The following is a 15968-nucleotide window of genomic DNA, read 5'->3' on the forward strand; positions in this document are numbered from 1 at the left end:
TGGATTTCCCTCAGTCGTTTCCAGGAACTCTCCCCACGCACCGCAGGACACAGGGGTGTCATCGAAACGACGTCACGCCCTGACGGGAGGGTGAGTACCTGTGCAGCGTGACAGCGAGACACTCGTCACGCACAGCCCCATTTCAGGACAAGGGTGGTGAGCTGGGGAGCTGTTCCTGGGGCTCCTGGGGCGAGCTTCGAGGAGCTCGGCCCTGCTGGTTCAGGCGAACTGCGGACTTGCTGCCGAGTCCGTCCGCAGGCTCCCGTCCTCCTCGGGGGCGGTGCGTAGCCGAGCCGCGGGGTGGAGACGTTCCTCATCAGGCGCGGCGTGATACGAATGCCTCCCCAGGCCCTTGAGGCTACGACGGTCACCGTCGCCACTGTCCCGTCGCGTCCGTCCGGGCTACCGGCTGGCATGCCGTTGCCTGCGCGTCCACCCACAACTGCGCCCTCCCCGCCTATGGCACCAAGCGTCACCACCTGACCGAGATCGCTGCATACCGGCCTGCGCCGAAGCCCGTCTCGGTGGGCCTTCCGGGCCACCGAGACGGTGGCCGGATTGCCGCTAGCTGCGATGACCTGCCCGTGGGACCGTCGAGTCCCTAGGAAGGGGGGCTCCTCGATGAAGCGAAATTCTGCCATCGGCTTGTTCAGCGCGCTGGCGCTGGCCGCGGCCTCGGTAGTAGCGGCTGGGTCACCGGCCCATGCGGCAGTGGGCGACATCCTGTGCACGACGCCCAGCAACGACTCCTCCAGCTACTCACCGCCCCTGAGCCTGACACCTGCCAGCACCACCGTGACCATCACCCGGGATCTCAACACCTGCACCTCGCTGAGCGTGCCCGCCATCAACTCGGCACCCGTCACCGTGAGCCAGGTGACCATCCCGTCCTACTCCTGCCTCACCCTCCTGAACACCGCCCCCACCACCATCAGCTTCACCTGGAACACCGGCGCCACCACCGTCGTCACCGGCACCAGGACCGTCAACCTCGCCGCCGCCGTACTCACCACCACGGTCACAGGCACCGTCACCTCCGGCCTCTTCACCGGAGACACCGTCCTCTACCAGCTCGTCGCCCCCTCCACCGACGTCCTCGCCTGCACCCTCGGCCTGGGAACGGTCTCCCGAATCGACAGCGTCGCCACCCTCACCATCAACTGAGCTGTCATCAGAGCCACACTGGATCGGGCGGACGGACAGACACGCGCGCTTCCGGCTGAACGGCTCTCAGCTTGACTCTGTCGGCGATCTTGGCGTTTCCCGGTGCGGCAGCATGGTCAACGGGCATGCTCGGGTAGTTCTGCCGACCGTTGCAGCTGTCGAGGTGCTCGTTGTCCCTGCGCCCCCGTTCCGGTGAGCACGTTCCGCCTCTGACCGCGCAGATCGCGCGGGCAAGCAACCCGGGCGGCGCGGAAGGCGATATGGGTGCGTGACCGGCTGGACGGGATGTGGCGCGACGAGGACTTCGCCGACTGGTATCCCAGGGACGGACGGCCGGGTTTCTCGCCCGCTCAACTGGCCACCGTCTGCGTACTGCAGTTCCTTCTCGGCCTGTCGGACCGGCAGGCCGACGAGGCGGTCCGCTGCCGCATCGACTTCAAGTACGCGATGGCCATGGAACTGGACGATCCAGGCTTCCACCACAGTGTGCTGGCCGACTTCCGCGATCGTCTCGCCGAGGATGGCCGTGCCGACCGTCTTCTCGACCTCGTGCTGGCCCGCCTGAAGGAGGCCGGACTGGTGCGCGAGCGAGCCTGGCTCTGGCCGCCGTCGGTGTACGGCAAGAAAAGGCCGGCCGCGCTCGCCGAGCGGGTCTCCCGGCATCGACCAGGGCCAGGAGGGCACGCCTGCGGCACGAGGCGGCAAGGGGCATCCGAGACCGTGATCGGCCCGACGACTGCTATCCGGCCGGCTGGAGTGCCCAGTAGTGCGGTTCGACGGGGGCGTGCCTCACCACGATCCGGCCGTTGACGCCGGGATCGTCCACGATCTTTCCGTATGAGGGGGAGAAGTCGCCGGGCGTGTGCTCGATGTCTGCCCACACCACGCTGCCGGGCCCGGCGGAGCCGTAGGAGACGGTCCACTCGGCGTACCTGTCACCGCAGCTGCTGACCGATACGGTGTGCTGCGACGTTACTCTCATGCAGGTGCGCGAGTCCGAGCCTGCCGGGGAGATCTCCATCATTCCGTCGGGGCGTTGCAGCACGTGCCAGTTTGCCGACGTGGATGCGGTCTCCGCGCAGTCGCCCAGCGACACCACGCCGATGCTCGCGTGTGTCTTGGGCCAGACCAGACACTTGCCGTCCGTGAGAGCCGCGAACCGGTAGACCCCGTCGACGAGCGGGGCGGCGTGGGCGGGTTGCGCGAGTGCCGCGGTGGCCGCCAGCCCGGCGGCCGTGAGGGCGATGACGCGTGAACGCATGGGTGGGACTCCTCGAACAGCCGTGGTCGATCCGATCGCACGGCACAGACGCGGCGGAGAGTAGATGTCGCCTGAGACGGCGGCGGCACCGATCTTGGGACACCGGCCCGTCCGGCAGCGGCCCGCGGCGGCCGCTATCACTCGTCTGGCCGAGCCATGTCATCCGATGGCGTGGCTCGGGATGCGGCCTCACCGACCGCGGCCGGTACACACGTGAAATCGCTGATCATCCGCGTGAGGTGACAGCGCGTTTCACGAGTTCCCGTTCGTGCGCGGGCCGGGTCGTCCCTGGCCGCCGGTTCCGGCAGGGGAACCGGGGCGCGAAGGAGGCCCTTGGTGTCAGCCGCCGGGGCGTGCGACCATCTGACCTCCCGGACGAGAACAGCGACCACCACGCGGCCGTCGTCGCCCTGCTGCCCGTCCCCGTTCCCGTACCCGTCCGCGCCGCGCCCGTGCATCGCTGTTCTCGCCCGCACCGGCACCCCGGTCGACGGCGACCTCAAGTCCGCCGGGCGCCTCGCCCAGGCCGACCCGGACGCCACGACCGCTCGGGCTGACCCGCCGGAGGGGTGCAACACGGGGTGACCTGTTCCATCGCAGCGGACCGGACCGGCGGTGCCGCTGGTCCGGACGAAAGATCTGAACCAATACCGGGAGTCAGGCCGCGACGAGCTCCTGCTCGCGGCGGTCCGGCGTGTCGACCTTGGGCTTCCTGTTCGGCAGCGAGAGCCGGAAGACCTTGCGCCACGCGGAGAACACCTGCCGGGGCAGCGGTCCGGTGACGTACTCCAGCTCGTACTTCTCGAACAGCGCGCGCACCTTCACCGCGACCTCGGCGTACCGGTTGCTCGGCAGGTCAGGGAACAGGTGGTGTTCGATCTGGTGCGACAGGTTGCCGGTCATGAAGTGCATGGCCTTACTGCCGCTGATGTTCGCCGAGCCCATCATCTGGCGCAGGTACCACTGGCCGCGCGTCTCGCCCTTGATCGACCGGCGCTCGAAGACCTGTACGCCCTCGGGGAAGTGCCCGCACATGATCACCGAGTGGGACCAGAGGTTGCGGACCAGGTTCGCGGTGAACGTGGCGGCCAGCGTGGGGAGGAACGACGGGCCCGACAGCAGCGGGTGGATCACGTAGTCCTTCAGCACCTGCTTGCGGATCTTGCGACCCACGGCCTTGGCCCGCGCACGGAACTCCGGGTTCTTGCGGCGGCGCTTGTTCAGGCTCCTGCCGAGCTCCAGGTCGTACGCGGCGATGCCGTACTCGAAGAAGCAAGCGTTGATGAAGTTCCACAGCGGCTGGCCGAGGTGGAAGGGGTGCCACTTCTGGTCCTCGTCGACGCGCATGATGCCGTAGCCGAGGTCGTTGTCCTTGCCGATCACGTTGGTGTACGTGTGGTGCAGCTCGTTGTGCGAGTGCTTCCACTGATCGGAGGGCGAGACGTGATCCCATTCCCAGGTGGTGGAGTGGATCTTCGGGTCCCGCATCCAGTCCCACTGGCCGTGCAGGACGTTGTGGCCGATCTCCATGTTGTCCATGATCTTCGCCACGGACAGCCCGGCGGTGCCGATCAGCCACGCGGGCGGGAAGATCGAGAACAGCAGCACCCCCCTGCTGACCAGCTCCAGCTTGCGCTGCGCCGAGATGACCCGGCGGATGTAGGCGGCGTCCTTCTCGCCGCGGCCGGCGATCACCTCGTCGCGGATCGCGTCCAGTTCGCGGCCGAGCTCCTCGATCTGGTCCGCGGTCAGGTGGGCGGTGGGGTCGATGGCGGTCAAGGTGCTCCTACCGTTCGATGTCGCAGGGGCCCGCCGCGGCGGACACGCAGGTCTGGATGAGGACGCCCGGCTCGGCCTCGGTGATCTCACCGGTGCGCAGGTCGCGGACGGCGCCGGCCTTGAGCGGCGTGACGCAGCCGAAGCAGATGCCCATGCGGCACCCGGAGGGCATGAGCACGCCGGCCTCCTCGCCGATGTCCAGCAATGGCGTGGCGCCGTCAGCGTCGATGGTCTTGCCGGTGGCGCTGAACGTGACCTCGCCGCCGTCGCCGGCGACGACGACGCTGGGGCGGAAGCGTTCGGTGTGCAGGTGCTCTGGTACGCCGTGCTCGGTCCAGTGCTCTTCGGCGGCGTCGAGCAGGCCCGCGGGCCCGCAAGCCCAGGTCTCGCGCTCGGCCCAGTCGGGCACGAGTTCGTCGAACCGGGCGATGTCGAGCATGCCGTCCGCGTCGGTGTGCACCTCGGTGAGCCGAAGCTTCCCGGCCGCGACCAGGTCGTGCAGTTCTCCGCGGAAGATCACGTCCTGCGGCCGCGGCGCGCAGTGGACCATGACGACGTCGTCGAAGTCGGTGTCGCGCAGCATGCCCATGATGGGAGTGATGCCGCTGCCAGCCGTCAGGAACAGCACCTTGGCGGGCTCGGCCCGCGGCAGCACGAAGTCACCGGTCGGCTGGTCGAGCTGGATCAGCGTGCCCGGTCCCGCCCTGCGGACCAGGTGATTGCTGACCTTGCCGCCCGGGATCGCCTTCACGGTGATCGTGACGCGGCCGTCCACGCGGTTCGCCGGCGAGGTGAGGGAGTAGGCACGCCACAGGCGCACTCCGTCGACGTCGACCCCGATCCGCACGTACTGGCCAGCCGTGTGGCCGCGCCAGCCCCGTCCGGGCCTGATCACGACAGTCGCGGCGTCATCGGTCTCGGGGTGCACGGCCTCGATGCGCCCGCGCAGGTCGGCACCCGCCCGCAGCGGGCTGATCAGGTCGAGGTAGTCCGACGGCAGCAGCGGCGTCGTGACCATCTCCAACAGTTTCCACGCCCTGCCGCGGAGGGCTGCTCTCGTCATGCCTCCAGCTTGCTGCCCCTCAGGGGGTAAGGTCCTGACCGAAAGATGTGAATTTGATCGGCTGAATTGTTCGCAGGAAACAAAACGTGAGCCATGCCATGCGAAGGGCCAGTGAACTGGCCCTCGACGAGACGACGGTCACCGCGCTTCGGGCCGCGCTGAAGACCACCGCGGACGAGGTCGTCCAGGCGATCATCGACGAGGTCCCTTCCTACGCCAATGCCCTCTCGGGCCGTATGGGCGCCACCATCCGCCGAGCCGTCCGCACCGCCCTGGGGTACTACCTGGACCTCGCGAGCGGGAACGCCACCGGCGGCGACGGCGGTGACGCAGCCTACGAGCTGGGCCGCGGCGAGGTCCGCGACGGCCGTTCGATGGACGCCCTGCTCAGCGCCTATCGCGTCGGCGCCCGCGTGGCCTGGCGATGCCTGGCGGCGGGTGCCGTCTCCGCAGGTCTGCCCGCCGCCGAGGTCGCCAAGTTCGCCGAGCTGACCTTCGCCTACATCGACGAGCTCTCCGCCGCGAGCGCCGCGGGCCACGCTGACGAGCTTGCCGCCCAGGGCCGGGCCCACGAGCGCCACCTGGAACACCTGGCCCGCGAGCTCCTCGCCAGCGTGAGCCCGGACGTGCTGCTGGCCTCTGCGCAACGGGCCGAGTGGCAGACCCCGGTCTCGCTCACCGCGGTCCTCCTGCCCGCCGCGCAGGCCCGGCCTGCCTACCGCACGCTCGATCCGAGCACCCTCGTCCTCGACGACCTGCCGGACGCCACCGGTGTGCTGCTCGTCCCCGATGCCGACCGGTCGCACCTCCTGCGGCAGCTCACCGACCGCACCGCCGTGGTCGGCCCGGCGCGGCCCTGGGCTCGCGCGTCCGCCTCGTACGCACGAGCCGCACGCGCGCGCTCCCTTCACCCCGGCATCCGCGACACCGAGGAGCACCTGCCCGAGCTGGTACTGAGCGCCGACATGGACGCGCTCGCGGACCTGCGGGCCCGAGCCCTCGCACCGCTGCGGTCGCTGCCGGTCGCGACCGCACGGCGGCTGGAGGACACGCTGCGGGCGTGGCTGCTGCACCAAGGCAGGCGGGAGGAGGTGGCGGCGGCGCTGTTCGTCCATCCCCAGACGGTCCGGTACCGGATGTCGCAGCTGCGGGAGCTGTTCCCGGACCTCACATCGCCGCACCGGGCCCTCGAACTGATGCTCGCGGTCGGTCTACGGGGCACCTGACACGTACGTCGACCAGACCGTCCCTGCTGCTCACCGGCACCGCCCGCGCCGTCGCCCCTGACCCCGCCGACCGCCCCACCGCGAAGGAGCTGACCACCGCATGGTGAGCCTGCGTGCCGCGCCTTGGTGCTCGTCGGCGACGCCCCCTCACCCGCGTCTGCAGCGTGCCTCCATCCGGCACACCCCCTCACCCTCGACCAGGCCGGCCGTGTGGCGCCCGTCTGGATGTTCCTCGCCGACCGGCTCGGGTTGTTCCTCCAAAACGAGGAGGCCGCGAACCGCATCGACGACGCTGTGGGCAAACTGATCGAGGTCCGCGCACGGTGGGGACGACCTACGTGGTCGCTGTCCTCGGCAGCCAAGCCGCCTCGCTGCTAGCTGCGAACACCGGACCCGACGGCGATCCAGAGTCCTGTTCGGCCCTACGATCCGCGCGAAGAATGCGTGGTCAGCGACGCCGGCCGCGGCCGATGCGGCGGTCGTCGGCCAGTGCGGTAAGGGGGCCGAACTCGCAGGCAAGCTCGTTCCACGTTAGAACCTCGCCACAGCGGGCCGGGAACTCCTTCGGGTTGAACTCGGGCATGGTCCAGGTGCCGGTGCCCCGGTCCCGCAGCCACAGGTCCCCGTCACCGTCGACCACAGTCGGCGGGACCGGAACGGGCTCGGCCTGATCGGTGGGTTCCCAGGTGACCCGGCCCGGGTGGGAAGCGCGGCGCAGCTCGGTGGTGGCCAGCCGTGCGGCCAAGTCACGGGTGGACTCTTCGGCGTCCTTGACCGACGCGAGTCGGAATGCGTCGTCGAGTACGGGCAGGGCTGGATTCTTGCTGCGCTTTGAACTCATACGCTGATTACCTCCGGTGGGGGGCGTCACATCCGTTATGGCACCCCATAGAGGAACACGGTATCCGAGACGGAAGCCCGACCAGTCGGATGCAGGTTCGGGTCACAGGTTGAGTCATGCGGCCTAGAGGGCCGATCCGGTCAGGCAGTCTCGGATTCGACGGGAGGCAGTCGGGAGCAATCGTCAATACCTGTGGATCAGCGGTTGCTCAGCTTCGAAGTGATCGGAGTCGGGTAAGTCCTTCGATCGCCGAGAGTTCGTCGCTGAGGGCCTCGTCGGCGGCCGCCGAGGTGACGAGCACGAGTACGGACACGTCGGGGTATTCGTCCTCGTAGAGATCGTCTTTCCCATCGTCTCCGGGAATGGCGTTCGGCTGGACCTGGAGACGGGTCGTGTCGGCGAGGGTGCCGAGGAAGTAGACGCCGAGGTAGTCGCTCTCGCGTTTGGTGAAGGTCGCGGCGAGTCGGTCGGCGATCAGGTCTGACAACTCCTTGGCCGTGTAGGAGTTCGTGCCGTACGTGGTGTCGAAGCCGGTCATCTGGACATTCTCCTCATGCCGCGCGGGTCTCGGTGCGTTCGACCAGCAGGCCGTTCTCGAAGCGGGCTCCGGCTCGAACGAGCGGGACCAGATGGGCTCCGGTGATCGCGCGCCAGCGGGCCTGCGCGGACTCGACGAGCTTGAACACCATGGCCAGGGCCGCGGCCGGGCTGCCGGCGCCACGAGTGACCTTCGTCCGCAGCTTGACCGTGGAGAACGTCGACTCGATGGGATTCGTGGTCCGCAGGTGGACCCAGTGCTCGGCCGGGAAGTCATAGAACGCCAGTAGCTCGTCCCGGTCGTCGGTGATCTTCGCAATGGCCTTGGGCCACTTCGTGCCGTAGGTGCGGGCGAACCCCTCGATTGCCTTCTCCGCGTGGGCGCGGTCCTCTGCGTTGTAGATCTCCTGCATCGCCTTCGTCGCACCCGGCTGCGTGGACTTGGGCAGGCAGTTGGTGACGTTGCGGGATTTGTGAACCCAGCATCTCTGCTGCCTCGCGGCCGGGAACACCTCGGCGAGAGCCCGCCAAAGGCCCATGGCGCCATCGCCGACGACCAGCTCCGGGTCGCGCATTCCGCGCCTGCGGCAGTCCCGCAGCAAGTCTGCCCAGGACTCAGTGGACTCCCGCAGTCCCTCGGCCAGGGCGACCAGTTCCTTGGTGCCGTCCAGACGGACACCGAGCAGGACCAGGACGCACGAGTGCGCCTGACCGAGCCGCACCTTCGGGTGCACGCCGTCGGCCCACACGTAGACGAAGTCGCGGTCGGACAGGTCCCGGTCTTGGAAGGCGGCGTGGTCGTCAGTCCACTGCTTCGTCAGCCGGGTCACGGTCGCGGGCGACAGGCCGGCCGTGCCGCCGAGGAACTGCTCCAGCGCCGGCACGAAGTCCCCGGACGACAACCCGTGCAGGTAGAGCAGCGGCAGCACCTCCGAGATCTTCGGCGACTTGCGGCACCAAGGAGCCAGGATCTTGGAGGAGAACCGCTTGCGCTCGCCGGTGACCTCGTCGACGCGACGGTCGTTGACGCGCGGCGCGGTGACCGCGACCGGGCCGGCCGCGGTGACTACGGTGCGGGGCCGGTGGTGGCCGTTGCGGACGACCAAGCGCCGCCCGTGCTCGTCGGTCTCGGCCGCCAACTCGGCTATGTATTGGTAGACTTCCGCCTCCAGGGCGGCGGCCAGCATCCGGCGGGCACCTTCCCGCACGATCTCGTCGATCAGGGAGCCGGACTGTGTGGAGCCGTCGTCGGTCACTACGCTGAGCACGGGCGTGCCTTCCCGACCCGCGCTGCAACGCGGGCCTACTCGGAGACCATCAAAGGATCATTCGGGAAGGTACGCCCTCCGCGTTCCTCCCGGAGCCGATCCACAGGTTCCGAGCATTGCTCCGTTGCTGCCCAAAGGTTGCCAATCGGTGATGAGTCGGCCTGCCGTGGATCCGGATCAATGCTCAAGTTGACCAGGTACGGCCCGGCGCGTTCCTCCGTTGGGCTCGTTCACTACCCCGGGTGCCCGGTGGGTGCTCAGACGCGCACCTGTAGCCCCGGCCTTGGGATGCTCGGCGTGCCGGATCCCTACCCGGCCCGGGGGAATGTCGAGGCGGCTCCGGCGACACCGGTTCCGTAGCGGGTCGCGGCTTTATCGAGAGCGGTTTCGAGGCGGCGGAGCTTGTCGTCTTGGGCGTCGAGGGTGAGCTGGTGGACGGTGTCCTCGGCGGGCCGGAGGCGTTCTGCGCGCAGGGCGATGGTGCGGACGCGGGCGCGCTGGAGTCCGAAGCCAGTGAGGAGGGCGCGGGCGGCGGCCGCCAACGCGGGGGTGTGCGCAGTGGGTTCGGCGAGGCTGCGGCTGCGGGCGGTCTGGGTGCCGTCGGCGTAGGTGACGGTGAGCGTGAGCGCCTGGGCGATCTCCCCGCTTGTACGGAGCCGACCGCCGAGGTCCTGAACCAGGCCGAGAACCGCGCGGTGATGCTGGTCGGGGTCGAGCTCGTCGCGGTCGAAACGGCGGCTCGCGCTCATCGACCTGGGCGCGGCACCGGGGACGACGGGGCGCTCGTCGATACCGCGGGCGCGGTCGTGGGCCAGACGGGCCGCGGTGGTCCCGAGGACGCGCTGGAGGGTGGGGAGCTGGGTGTCGGCGATGTCGCCAACGGTGTTGATCCCGTAGCGGGCCAGGGTGCGGGCGGTCTTGGGCCCGATGCCGGGCAGGGCGGAGGCCGGCTTCGTGCGCAGGAACGCGGCGACCTCGTACGGGTCGTCCCGTACCACGGTGGCTGCCCCCGGCGGGGTGGTGTCGGCGGCTATGGCTGCGATCGAGCGGGTGGGTCCGGCGCCGGCGGAGCACGCAACGCCGTGGAGGGCGAGCAGGCGCAGCCGGAGTACGGCGACCAGGCCCTCGGCGTCGCGGCCCCAGTACGTGAGGGCGCCGGTGAGGTCGGCGTACGCGGACCAGTCGGCGGGCAGGGGCTCGACGCGGGAGCTGATGCCGTCGACGACCGTGAGCAGCTGCCCGTACAGCTCTTCGCTCCGTTCGGCGGGGTGGAAGTGGAGGCGCAGGATCGCGCGCGGCCGCGACCTGGTGGTGTTCATCCGGCGCTCCCCTGGCTCCTGTGCCCGAAGCGGGTGAGGTCGGCCGAGCGGGTTCCGGCGGGCTGGAGGTCGCTCCAGGGGTGCAGGCGGGCTCCCGCAGTGCCGTCGGGAATGGTTCGCCCCGCCGCGGGCTCGGCGGGCGTCGGCGCCGGGGCTTGACCGAGGAGGTCAAGGACGGCCTGGGGTCCATGGGTCGCGCGGGCGGTGGCGAGTTCGTCGAGGTCCCAGGCCATCTCGCCGACGACGGTGCGCCGGGGGCCGCGGGCTTCGACGGTGCCGCGTACGAGGAGCACCCCGTGGTGGAAGACAGTGTGCGCGCACCGTTCGTGGGAGTCCTCGAAGAAGGCGAGGTCGACGAGGCCGGAGCCGTCTTCGAGGGTGACGAAGATGATGCGTTTGCCTGAGGCGATGGGCGGGGTCTGGGTGGAGGCGCGGACGCCGGCGACCAGGACGCGGTGCCCGGGGTGCATCGCCCGCAGGTGTTTGGCGTCGGTGGCGCCGATCTCCCGCAGGAGCCGGTGGTGGTCTTCCATGAGGTGCCGGGAGACGTCGATCTTGAGGACGCCGAGCTCGGCGTCGAGGCGTTCGCGGGCGGTCATCTCCCGCAGCCCGGACGCCCCGGCCGTGTGCGGGGTGGTGGTGAGCGGCAGCTGCCCGGGCCCGGGGCGGGTGCGGGCCTGGCGGTGGAGTTCGGTCGCCTGGAGCAGCAGGTCTCGCCGTGTTGCTTCGCCCTTGAGCTGGTCGAGGGCGCCGATGCTGATGAGGCGCTCGACGGTGGGGAGCTTGGGGTGGGCGCGGGCGTAGAAGTCCTGGAGGGAGGTGTAGGGCTGGCCTGCGGCGATCCGGGCGACCTCCTCCTCGGAGATGCCGTGGACCGTGGACAGGGAGATCCGCACCCCCCACCCCTTCTCCGTCCGCTCGACCGTGTACTGCGGCTGGGAGGCGTTGATGTCGACGGGCAGGACGGGGACGTTGTGGCGGCGGGCGTCGGCGACGATGACGCGGGCCGGCCACATGCCGGGGTCGTGCTCCAGTAGTCCGGCGTACAGAGCGGCGGGGTGGTGGGCCTTGAGCCAGGCGGACTGCAGCGCGGGCACGGCGAACGCGACGGCGTGGGCCCGGCAGAACCCGTACGCCCCGAACGACGCGACGATCGACCAGACTTCGTCCAGGACGCCGGGGCCGTACCCGCGGGCGCCGGCCTGCTGCCGGAACCACGCCTCGACCCTGGGCAGCCGCTCCTTGTCGCTGAGGGCGCGGCGGGCTACCTCTCCGAGGGCGCGGTCGCAGCCGGTCATGACGGCGAGGATGTCGATGATCTGCTCGTGCCAGATCGTCACCCCGTACGTATCGCGCAGGACCGGTTCCAGGTCCGGGTGCGGGTAAGTGGGGGTGGCGCCGTGGCGGGCGGCGATGTAGAGGGCGGGCATCCCGCCCTGGACGGGGCCGGGGCGGAAGAGGCTGATGTCGGCGATGACGTCCTGCGGGCCGCGTGGCTGGAGCCGGCCGACGAGGTCCTGCTGGCCGGGGGACTCCAGCTGGAACATCGCCACCGTGTCCGAGGCCTGGATGAGAGCGAAGGCAAATCGGTCGTCGAGGGGGACGTGGTCGGGGTTGTCGAGGTCGATGACCCGGCCGGTGGTGCGGCGGATCTCGGTGATGGCGTGCGCCATCGCCGACTGCATCCGCACCCCCAGCACGTCGAGCTTGAGCAGGCCCAGGTCCTCGACGTCGTCCTTGTCGGCCTGGAGCATCGGGTACTCGCCGCCGGGGGTGGGCTGTACGGGCAGCCGGTCCAGGAGGCTGGTGTTGGAGAGGATCACGCCGCAGGGGTGCATCGCGATCCCGCGCGGCAGCGCGTCCAGGCTCTCGGCGAGCTCCCACAGCGGCCCGTACCGCCCTGCCTCCGCGGCGAGCTCCCGCAGCTCGGGCAGCTCAGAGAGCGCGGAGCGGATGTCGCACGCCCGGATGTGCGGGAACGACTTCGCGATCCGGTCCACCGTGGCCGGGGTGATCCCGAGCGCGAGGCCGGTGTCCCGCAGGGCGTGCCGGGCCCGGTAGGTCTCGGGCATCCCGGTGACCGCGACCCGATCCCGCCCGAACCGGTCGATGATCTTGTCGTAGACCTCCAGTCGGCGCGCGGACTCCACGTCTATGTCGATGTCCGGCAGCGAGGCGCGTCGCTCGGACAGGAACCGTTCGAAGAGCAGGTTGTGCTCCAGCGGGTTCGCGGTGGCGACGAACAGGCTGTGGTTGACCATGGAGCCGGCTCCGGAGCCGCGGGCGGCGACCCGGATGCCCATGTCCCGTACGTCGGCGACGACCTGGGCCACGGCCAGGAAGTACGGCTCGTAGTGGAGCCGGCCGATGACGCCGAGCTCGTAGTCGAGCTGGTCCATCGAACGGCGGTCCCGGTCGAGGCCGCGGGCGGCCATGCCGCTCTCGCACCGCTGCCGCAGCAGCCGCATCGCCCCACCCGCCCCAGCCTCGGCCCCGACCACGGACGGCTCGGGGAAATGCGGGACCCCGAGCCCCAGATCCCTAACAGGATCGACCTCGCACGCCTCCGCGACGGCCACGGTGTCGGCGAGCAGCCGCACGGCACGCGCCCGGCCGCCCCCGTGCGCGGCCGCCACCCGCTCGGCAATCTCCGTCATTGCAGGCCCGCCCTTGAGCCAGCGTTCTCCGCAGTCGAGCCGCCGCCGGTCGACGGGCCGCAGGAGGCGGGCCGCGTCCAGCACGTCCGCGACCCGGTGCTGGGACCGGTCGGCGTACCGTACGGCGTTGGTCAGCACGGCCGGGACACCGAGCCGGTCGGCGAGCGCCAGGGTGTGCGCGGCCAGACGGACCGACCCCGAGCCCGTGCCGGACAGGCCCCAGCACACGATCTCCAGCCCCAGCCCGCCACCGGCCACCTGCCGCCACGGGGCGAGGAGCTGCTCGGCCATGTCCGGGCGGCCACCGGCCAGCGCCCGCAGCGGCTCCGACGCCGGACCGAGCAGCACCACCAGCCCCTCCCCCCCGTACCGGCCGAGCACCTCCCACGAAGCCGCCGGCGGCGCCCCCGCGGCGAAGGCCTCCGCGTGCATGGCAGACACCATCCGGCACAGCCGCGCCCACCCGGCACCGTTCCGGGCGAGGAGCGTGGCCCGGAACGTTGCCTCGGCTACGTGCGCACCGCCCCGCACCGGGGAACGCCGGCGGGCCTCGACCGCGGGCACATGAGGGGCGATGCCGAGGTCGACGCCGAACAGCGGCTTCACCCCGGCGGCTGTGGCGGCCTTCGCGAAGCGCACCGTGCCGACGACCGTGTCGCGGTCGGTCAGCGCCAGCGCACCGATCCCGCGCTCGGACGCCCGCGCGACGAGGTCATGGGGGTGCGAGGCACCGTAGCGGGCCGAAAACCCACTACAGACATGCAGGTGAGGGACGCTTTCCCGCATGGCACCCTCCGCCCCTAACCCCCAAAGCGTTACTAATCGAACTCTTCTCCATCGACTGTATCGAACATTAATTCGAACACGCGGTGCGCCACGAACGTTGAAAGGGGCTTTATGTAGGTAGCTCTCGAAAACGGTGCTGTGCAAGAGATGAAGGAAGGCCCTTCGGAATCGCCCTGCGGGGGAGGTTCCAAACCGCCACATGCTGCGGAAGTGGTAACGCGACCGTGGTTAGCGATGTGGAAAAAGGCGTCCGTGAGGCGTCAGGTAGGGATTAAGAAGGCGAACGCAAGTGAACCACTGCTGAAGTGTCGTTATCGATTTTAAGTGGCATCAAAACCGGCGGGTGTCGTGTGTCCCCCGGGATGAGTCTGGCGGAAACCCGTTTACTGGCCAGGTGGTGTCCGGCACGTAGGTGGCGCGAGCTTAATCTGCTGCTCTTGCATGGAACGTGGGAAGGCCCGCCTCGACACTGTCCCTTGTGGGCGAGAGGGAGCGCGCTGAGCGGATGAACCGCGAGGTGCTGAGTACCGAAGCGAGGCGGGCTGGCGGACCGGCCCGTAGTAGTGCTGAAGCCTCTGTAACGGAGGTGGAGCGAAGGGGCCGGGTCATCTGTAGCTATGTGTATTGGTCAACCGGACGTTCTCCGGGAGGAGCCTATGGACAAGCTGAAATCACCAAACAAGCCGTTTGATATCTCGAAGTGGGAAGTTCTGGAGGCTTACCGGGACGTCAAGAGGAATCAGGGAGCTCCGGGGGTGGACGATCAGTCCATCGAGGACTTCGAGAAGGATCTCAAGGGGAACCTTTACAAGATCTGGAACCGAATGTCCTCGGGGACGTATTTTCCGCCAGCGGTACGCGCCGTGGAAATTCCGAAACAGCATGGCGGCACAAGGATGCTTGGCATCCCAACCGTCTCGGACAGGGTCGCGCAGACCGTCGTGGCTCGGCACCTGGGAATTCGAGTGGAGCCTGTATTCCACGAGGACTCATACGGGTATCGGCCCCGCAAGTCGGCACTGCACGCTATCGAGACCTGCCGGCAGCGCTGCTGGAAGCGCGACTGGGTGATCGATCTCGACATCCAGAAGTTCTTCGACAGCGTCCGATGGGACCTCGTTGTCAAGGCTGTGGAGGCGCACACGGATGCCGTATGGGTGAAGTTATACGTTGAGCGATGGCTCCGCGCCCCGCTTCAACTGCCCGACGGCACCTTGCAGAAGCGTGACCGGGGAACCCCGCAAGGGTCCGCGGTCTCACCCGTGTTGGCAAACCTGTTCATGCACTACGCCTTCGACCGCTGGCTGAACCGGACTTACCCGGGGATCCAGTTCGAACGGTACGCGGATGACGCAGTTGTGCACTGCGTTTCCGAGCACCAGGCCCACGAGGTCCTCGAGGCTCTGGAAAACAGGATGGAAGAGGTCGGGCTGCGACTGCACCCCGACAAGACCCGGATCGTGTACTGCAAGGACGGTAAACGGCGCGGCTCTCATGAGCACACGTCGTTCACCTTCCTCGGCTACACGTTCCAAGCCCGCTCGGCCCGGAACAGGAAGCTCCAGGTGAACTTCACCAGCTTCCTGCCCGGGATCAGCAAGGACGCCCTGAAGAAGATCAGCAGAGAAGTCCGCTCCTGGCGACTTCACATGCGGATGCACATGACGTTTCACGAGCTCGCCCGGTGGATCAACCCCATCGTGCGTGGCTGGATGCAGTATTACGGGGCGCACTACCGCACCTTGCTGCACCCCCTCCTCCAGCGCATCAACACCTACCTGCTGCGCTGGATCCGCAAGAAGTACCGACGGCTCCGGGCGTTCAGAAGCGCCCACGCGTGCTGGCTACGTATCACCCGCCAACACCCGAGGCTCTTTGCCCAGTGGGCATGGACCCCGACGTTCTGGTGATCAAGATGACAAGAGCCGTGTAACGGGAGACCGTTACGCACGGTTCTGTGGGAGCCCGGGGGTGCGATTCCCCCGGGCCACCCGACAGTTCGATGCAGGTGAATCTCGGCCACAGGGTGGATGCGACTGAGCGCGATGGTTGGCGCGGGAGCACCCT

13 protein-coding genes are annotated in these 15968 nt (G+C 69.0%); 5 read left to right on the forward strand and 8 right to left on the reverse strand.

The features are described 5' to 3' along the window. Nucleotides 1-621 precede the first annotated feature (621 nt). Nucleotides 622-1164, forward strand: a complete 543-nt coding sequence (locus DJ476_RS33815; protein ID WP_112492315.1) for a hypothetical protein — start codon at nt 622-624, stop codon at nt 1162-1164. Nucleotides 1165-1428: 264 nt separating this feature from the next. Next, a complete protein-coding gene (locus tag DJ476_RS35925) occupies nt 1429-1974 on the forward strand; it encodes a transposase (protein ID WP_318294844.1) in 546 nt (181 codons plus the stop codon). Here DJ476_RS35925 and DJ476_RS33825 read toward each other — a convergent pair. Then, complete coding sequence (locus DJ476_RS33825) at nt 1904-2425, reverse strand: hypothetical protein (protein WP_112492316.1); 522 nt, start codon at nt 2423-2425, stop codon at nt 1904-1906. The two genes, DJ476_RS35925 and DJ476_RS33825, sit on opposite strands and share 71 nt — an antisense overlap. A 336-nt stretch (nt 2426-2761) precedes the next feature. Here DJ476_RS33825 and DJ476_RS34720 point away from each other — a divergent pair, with 336 nt between their 5' ends. After that, entirely contained in the window at nt 2762-3010 is a 249-nt protein-coding gene (locus tag DJ476_RS34720) for a hypothetical protein (protein WP_128837774.1), read from the forward strand. Nucleotides 3011-3082: 72 nt separating this feature from the next. Here the strand turns inward: DJ476_RS34720 and DJ476_RS33830 are convergent, their stop codons facing one another. Together DJ476_RS33830 and DJ476_RS33835 are read right to left on the reverse strand one after the other, a co-directional pair. Next, nucleotides 3083-4204: a fatty acid desaturase family protein gene (locus DJ476_RS33830; RefSeq protein WP_112492317.1), complete on the reverse strand. Its 1122-nt coding sequence runs from the start codon at nt 4202-4204 to the stop codon at nt 3083-3085. A 7-nt stretch (nt 4205-4211) separates the two neighbouring features. Next, on the reverse strand, nt 4212-5222 hold the full coding sequence (locus DJ476_RS33835) for a ferredoxin reductase (protein WP_112492318.1): 1011 nt from the start codon (nt 5220-5222) through the stop codon (nt 4212-4214). A gap of 131 nt (nt 5223-5353) precedes the next feature. Between DJ476_RS33835 and DJ476_RS33840 the strand changes: the two genes are divergently transcribed. Next, entirely contained in the window at nt 5354-6493 is a 1140-nt protein-coding gene (locus DJ476_RS33840) for a helix-turn-helix domain-containing protein (RefSeq protein WP_112492319.1), read from the forward strand. A gap of 448 nt (nt 6494-6941) precedes the next feature. Here DJ476_RS33840 and DJ476_RS33850 read toward each other — a convergent pair whose 3' ends face one another. From DJ476_RS33850 to DJ476_RS33870, 5 genes are all read right to left on the reverse strand, one after another. Next, nucleotides 6942-7334: a hypothetical protein gene (locus tag DJ476_RS33850; RefSeq protein WP_112492320.1), complete on the reverse strand. Its 393-nt coding sequence runs from the start codon at nt 7332-7334 to the stop codon at nt 6942-6944. A gap of 208 nt (nt 7335-7542) precedes the next feature. Continuing rightward, nucleotides 7543-7872, reverse strand: coding sequence for a hypothetical protein (locus tag DJ476_RS33855; protein WP_112492321.1), 330 nt, complete (start codon nt 7870-7872; stop codon nt 7543-7545). Nucleotides 7873-7885: 13 nt separating this feature from the next. Beyond that, nucleotides 7886-9139, reverse strand: coding sequence for an IS256 family transposase (locus DJ476_RS33860; RefSeq protein WP_112492322.1), 1254 nt, complete (start codon nt 9137-9139; stop codon nt 7886-7888). A gap of 308 nt (nt 9140-9447) precedes the next feature. Then, nucleotides 9448-10458: a DNA polymerase Y family protein gene (locus DJ476_RS33865; protein ID WP_112492323.1), complete on the reverse strand. Its 1011-nt coding sequence runs from the start codon at nt 10456-10458 to the stop codon at nt 9448-9450. After that, nucleotides 10455-13901, reverse strand: a complete 3447-nt coding sequence (locus DJ476_RS33870) for a DNA polymerase III subunit alpha (RefSeq protein WP_112492324.1) — start codon at nt 13899-13901, stop codon at nt 10455-10457. The genes DJ476_RS33865 and DJ476_RS33870 overlap by 4 nt, the downstream gene beginning before the upstream one ends. 656 nt (nt 13902-14557) lie before the next feature. Here DJ476_RS33870 and ltrA point away from each other — a divergent pair. Then, nucleotides 14558-15811 (forward strand): group II intron reverse transcriptase/maturase, encoded by a 1254-nt coding sequence (gene ltrA / locus DJ476_RS33875; protein WP_112492325.1) that lies wholly within the window; start codon nt 14558-14560, stop codon nt 15809-15811. The last annotated feature ends 157 nt before the right edge of the window (nt 15812-15968 follow it).

The sequence above is a fragment of the Streptomyces bacillaris genome (assembly GCF_003268675.1).
Classification (GTDB): Bacteria; Actinomycetota; Actinomycetes; order Streptomycetales; family Streptomycetaceae; genus Streptomyces; species Streptomyces bacillaris.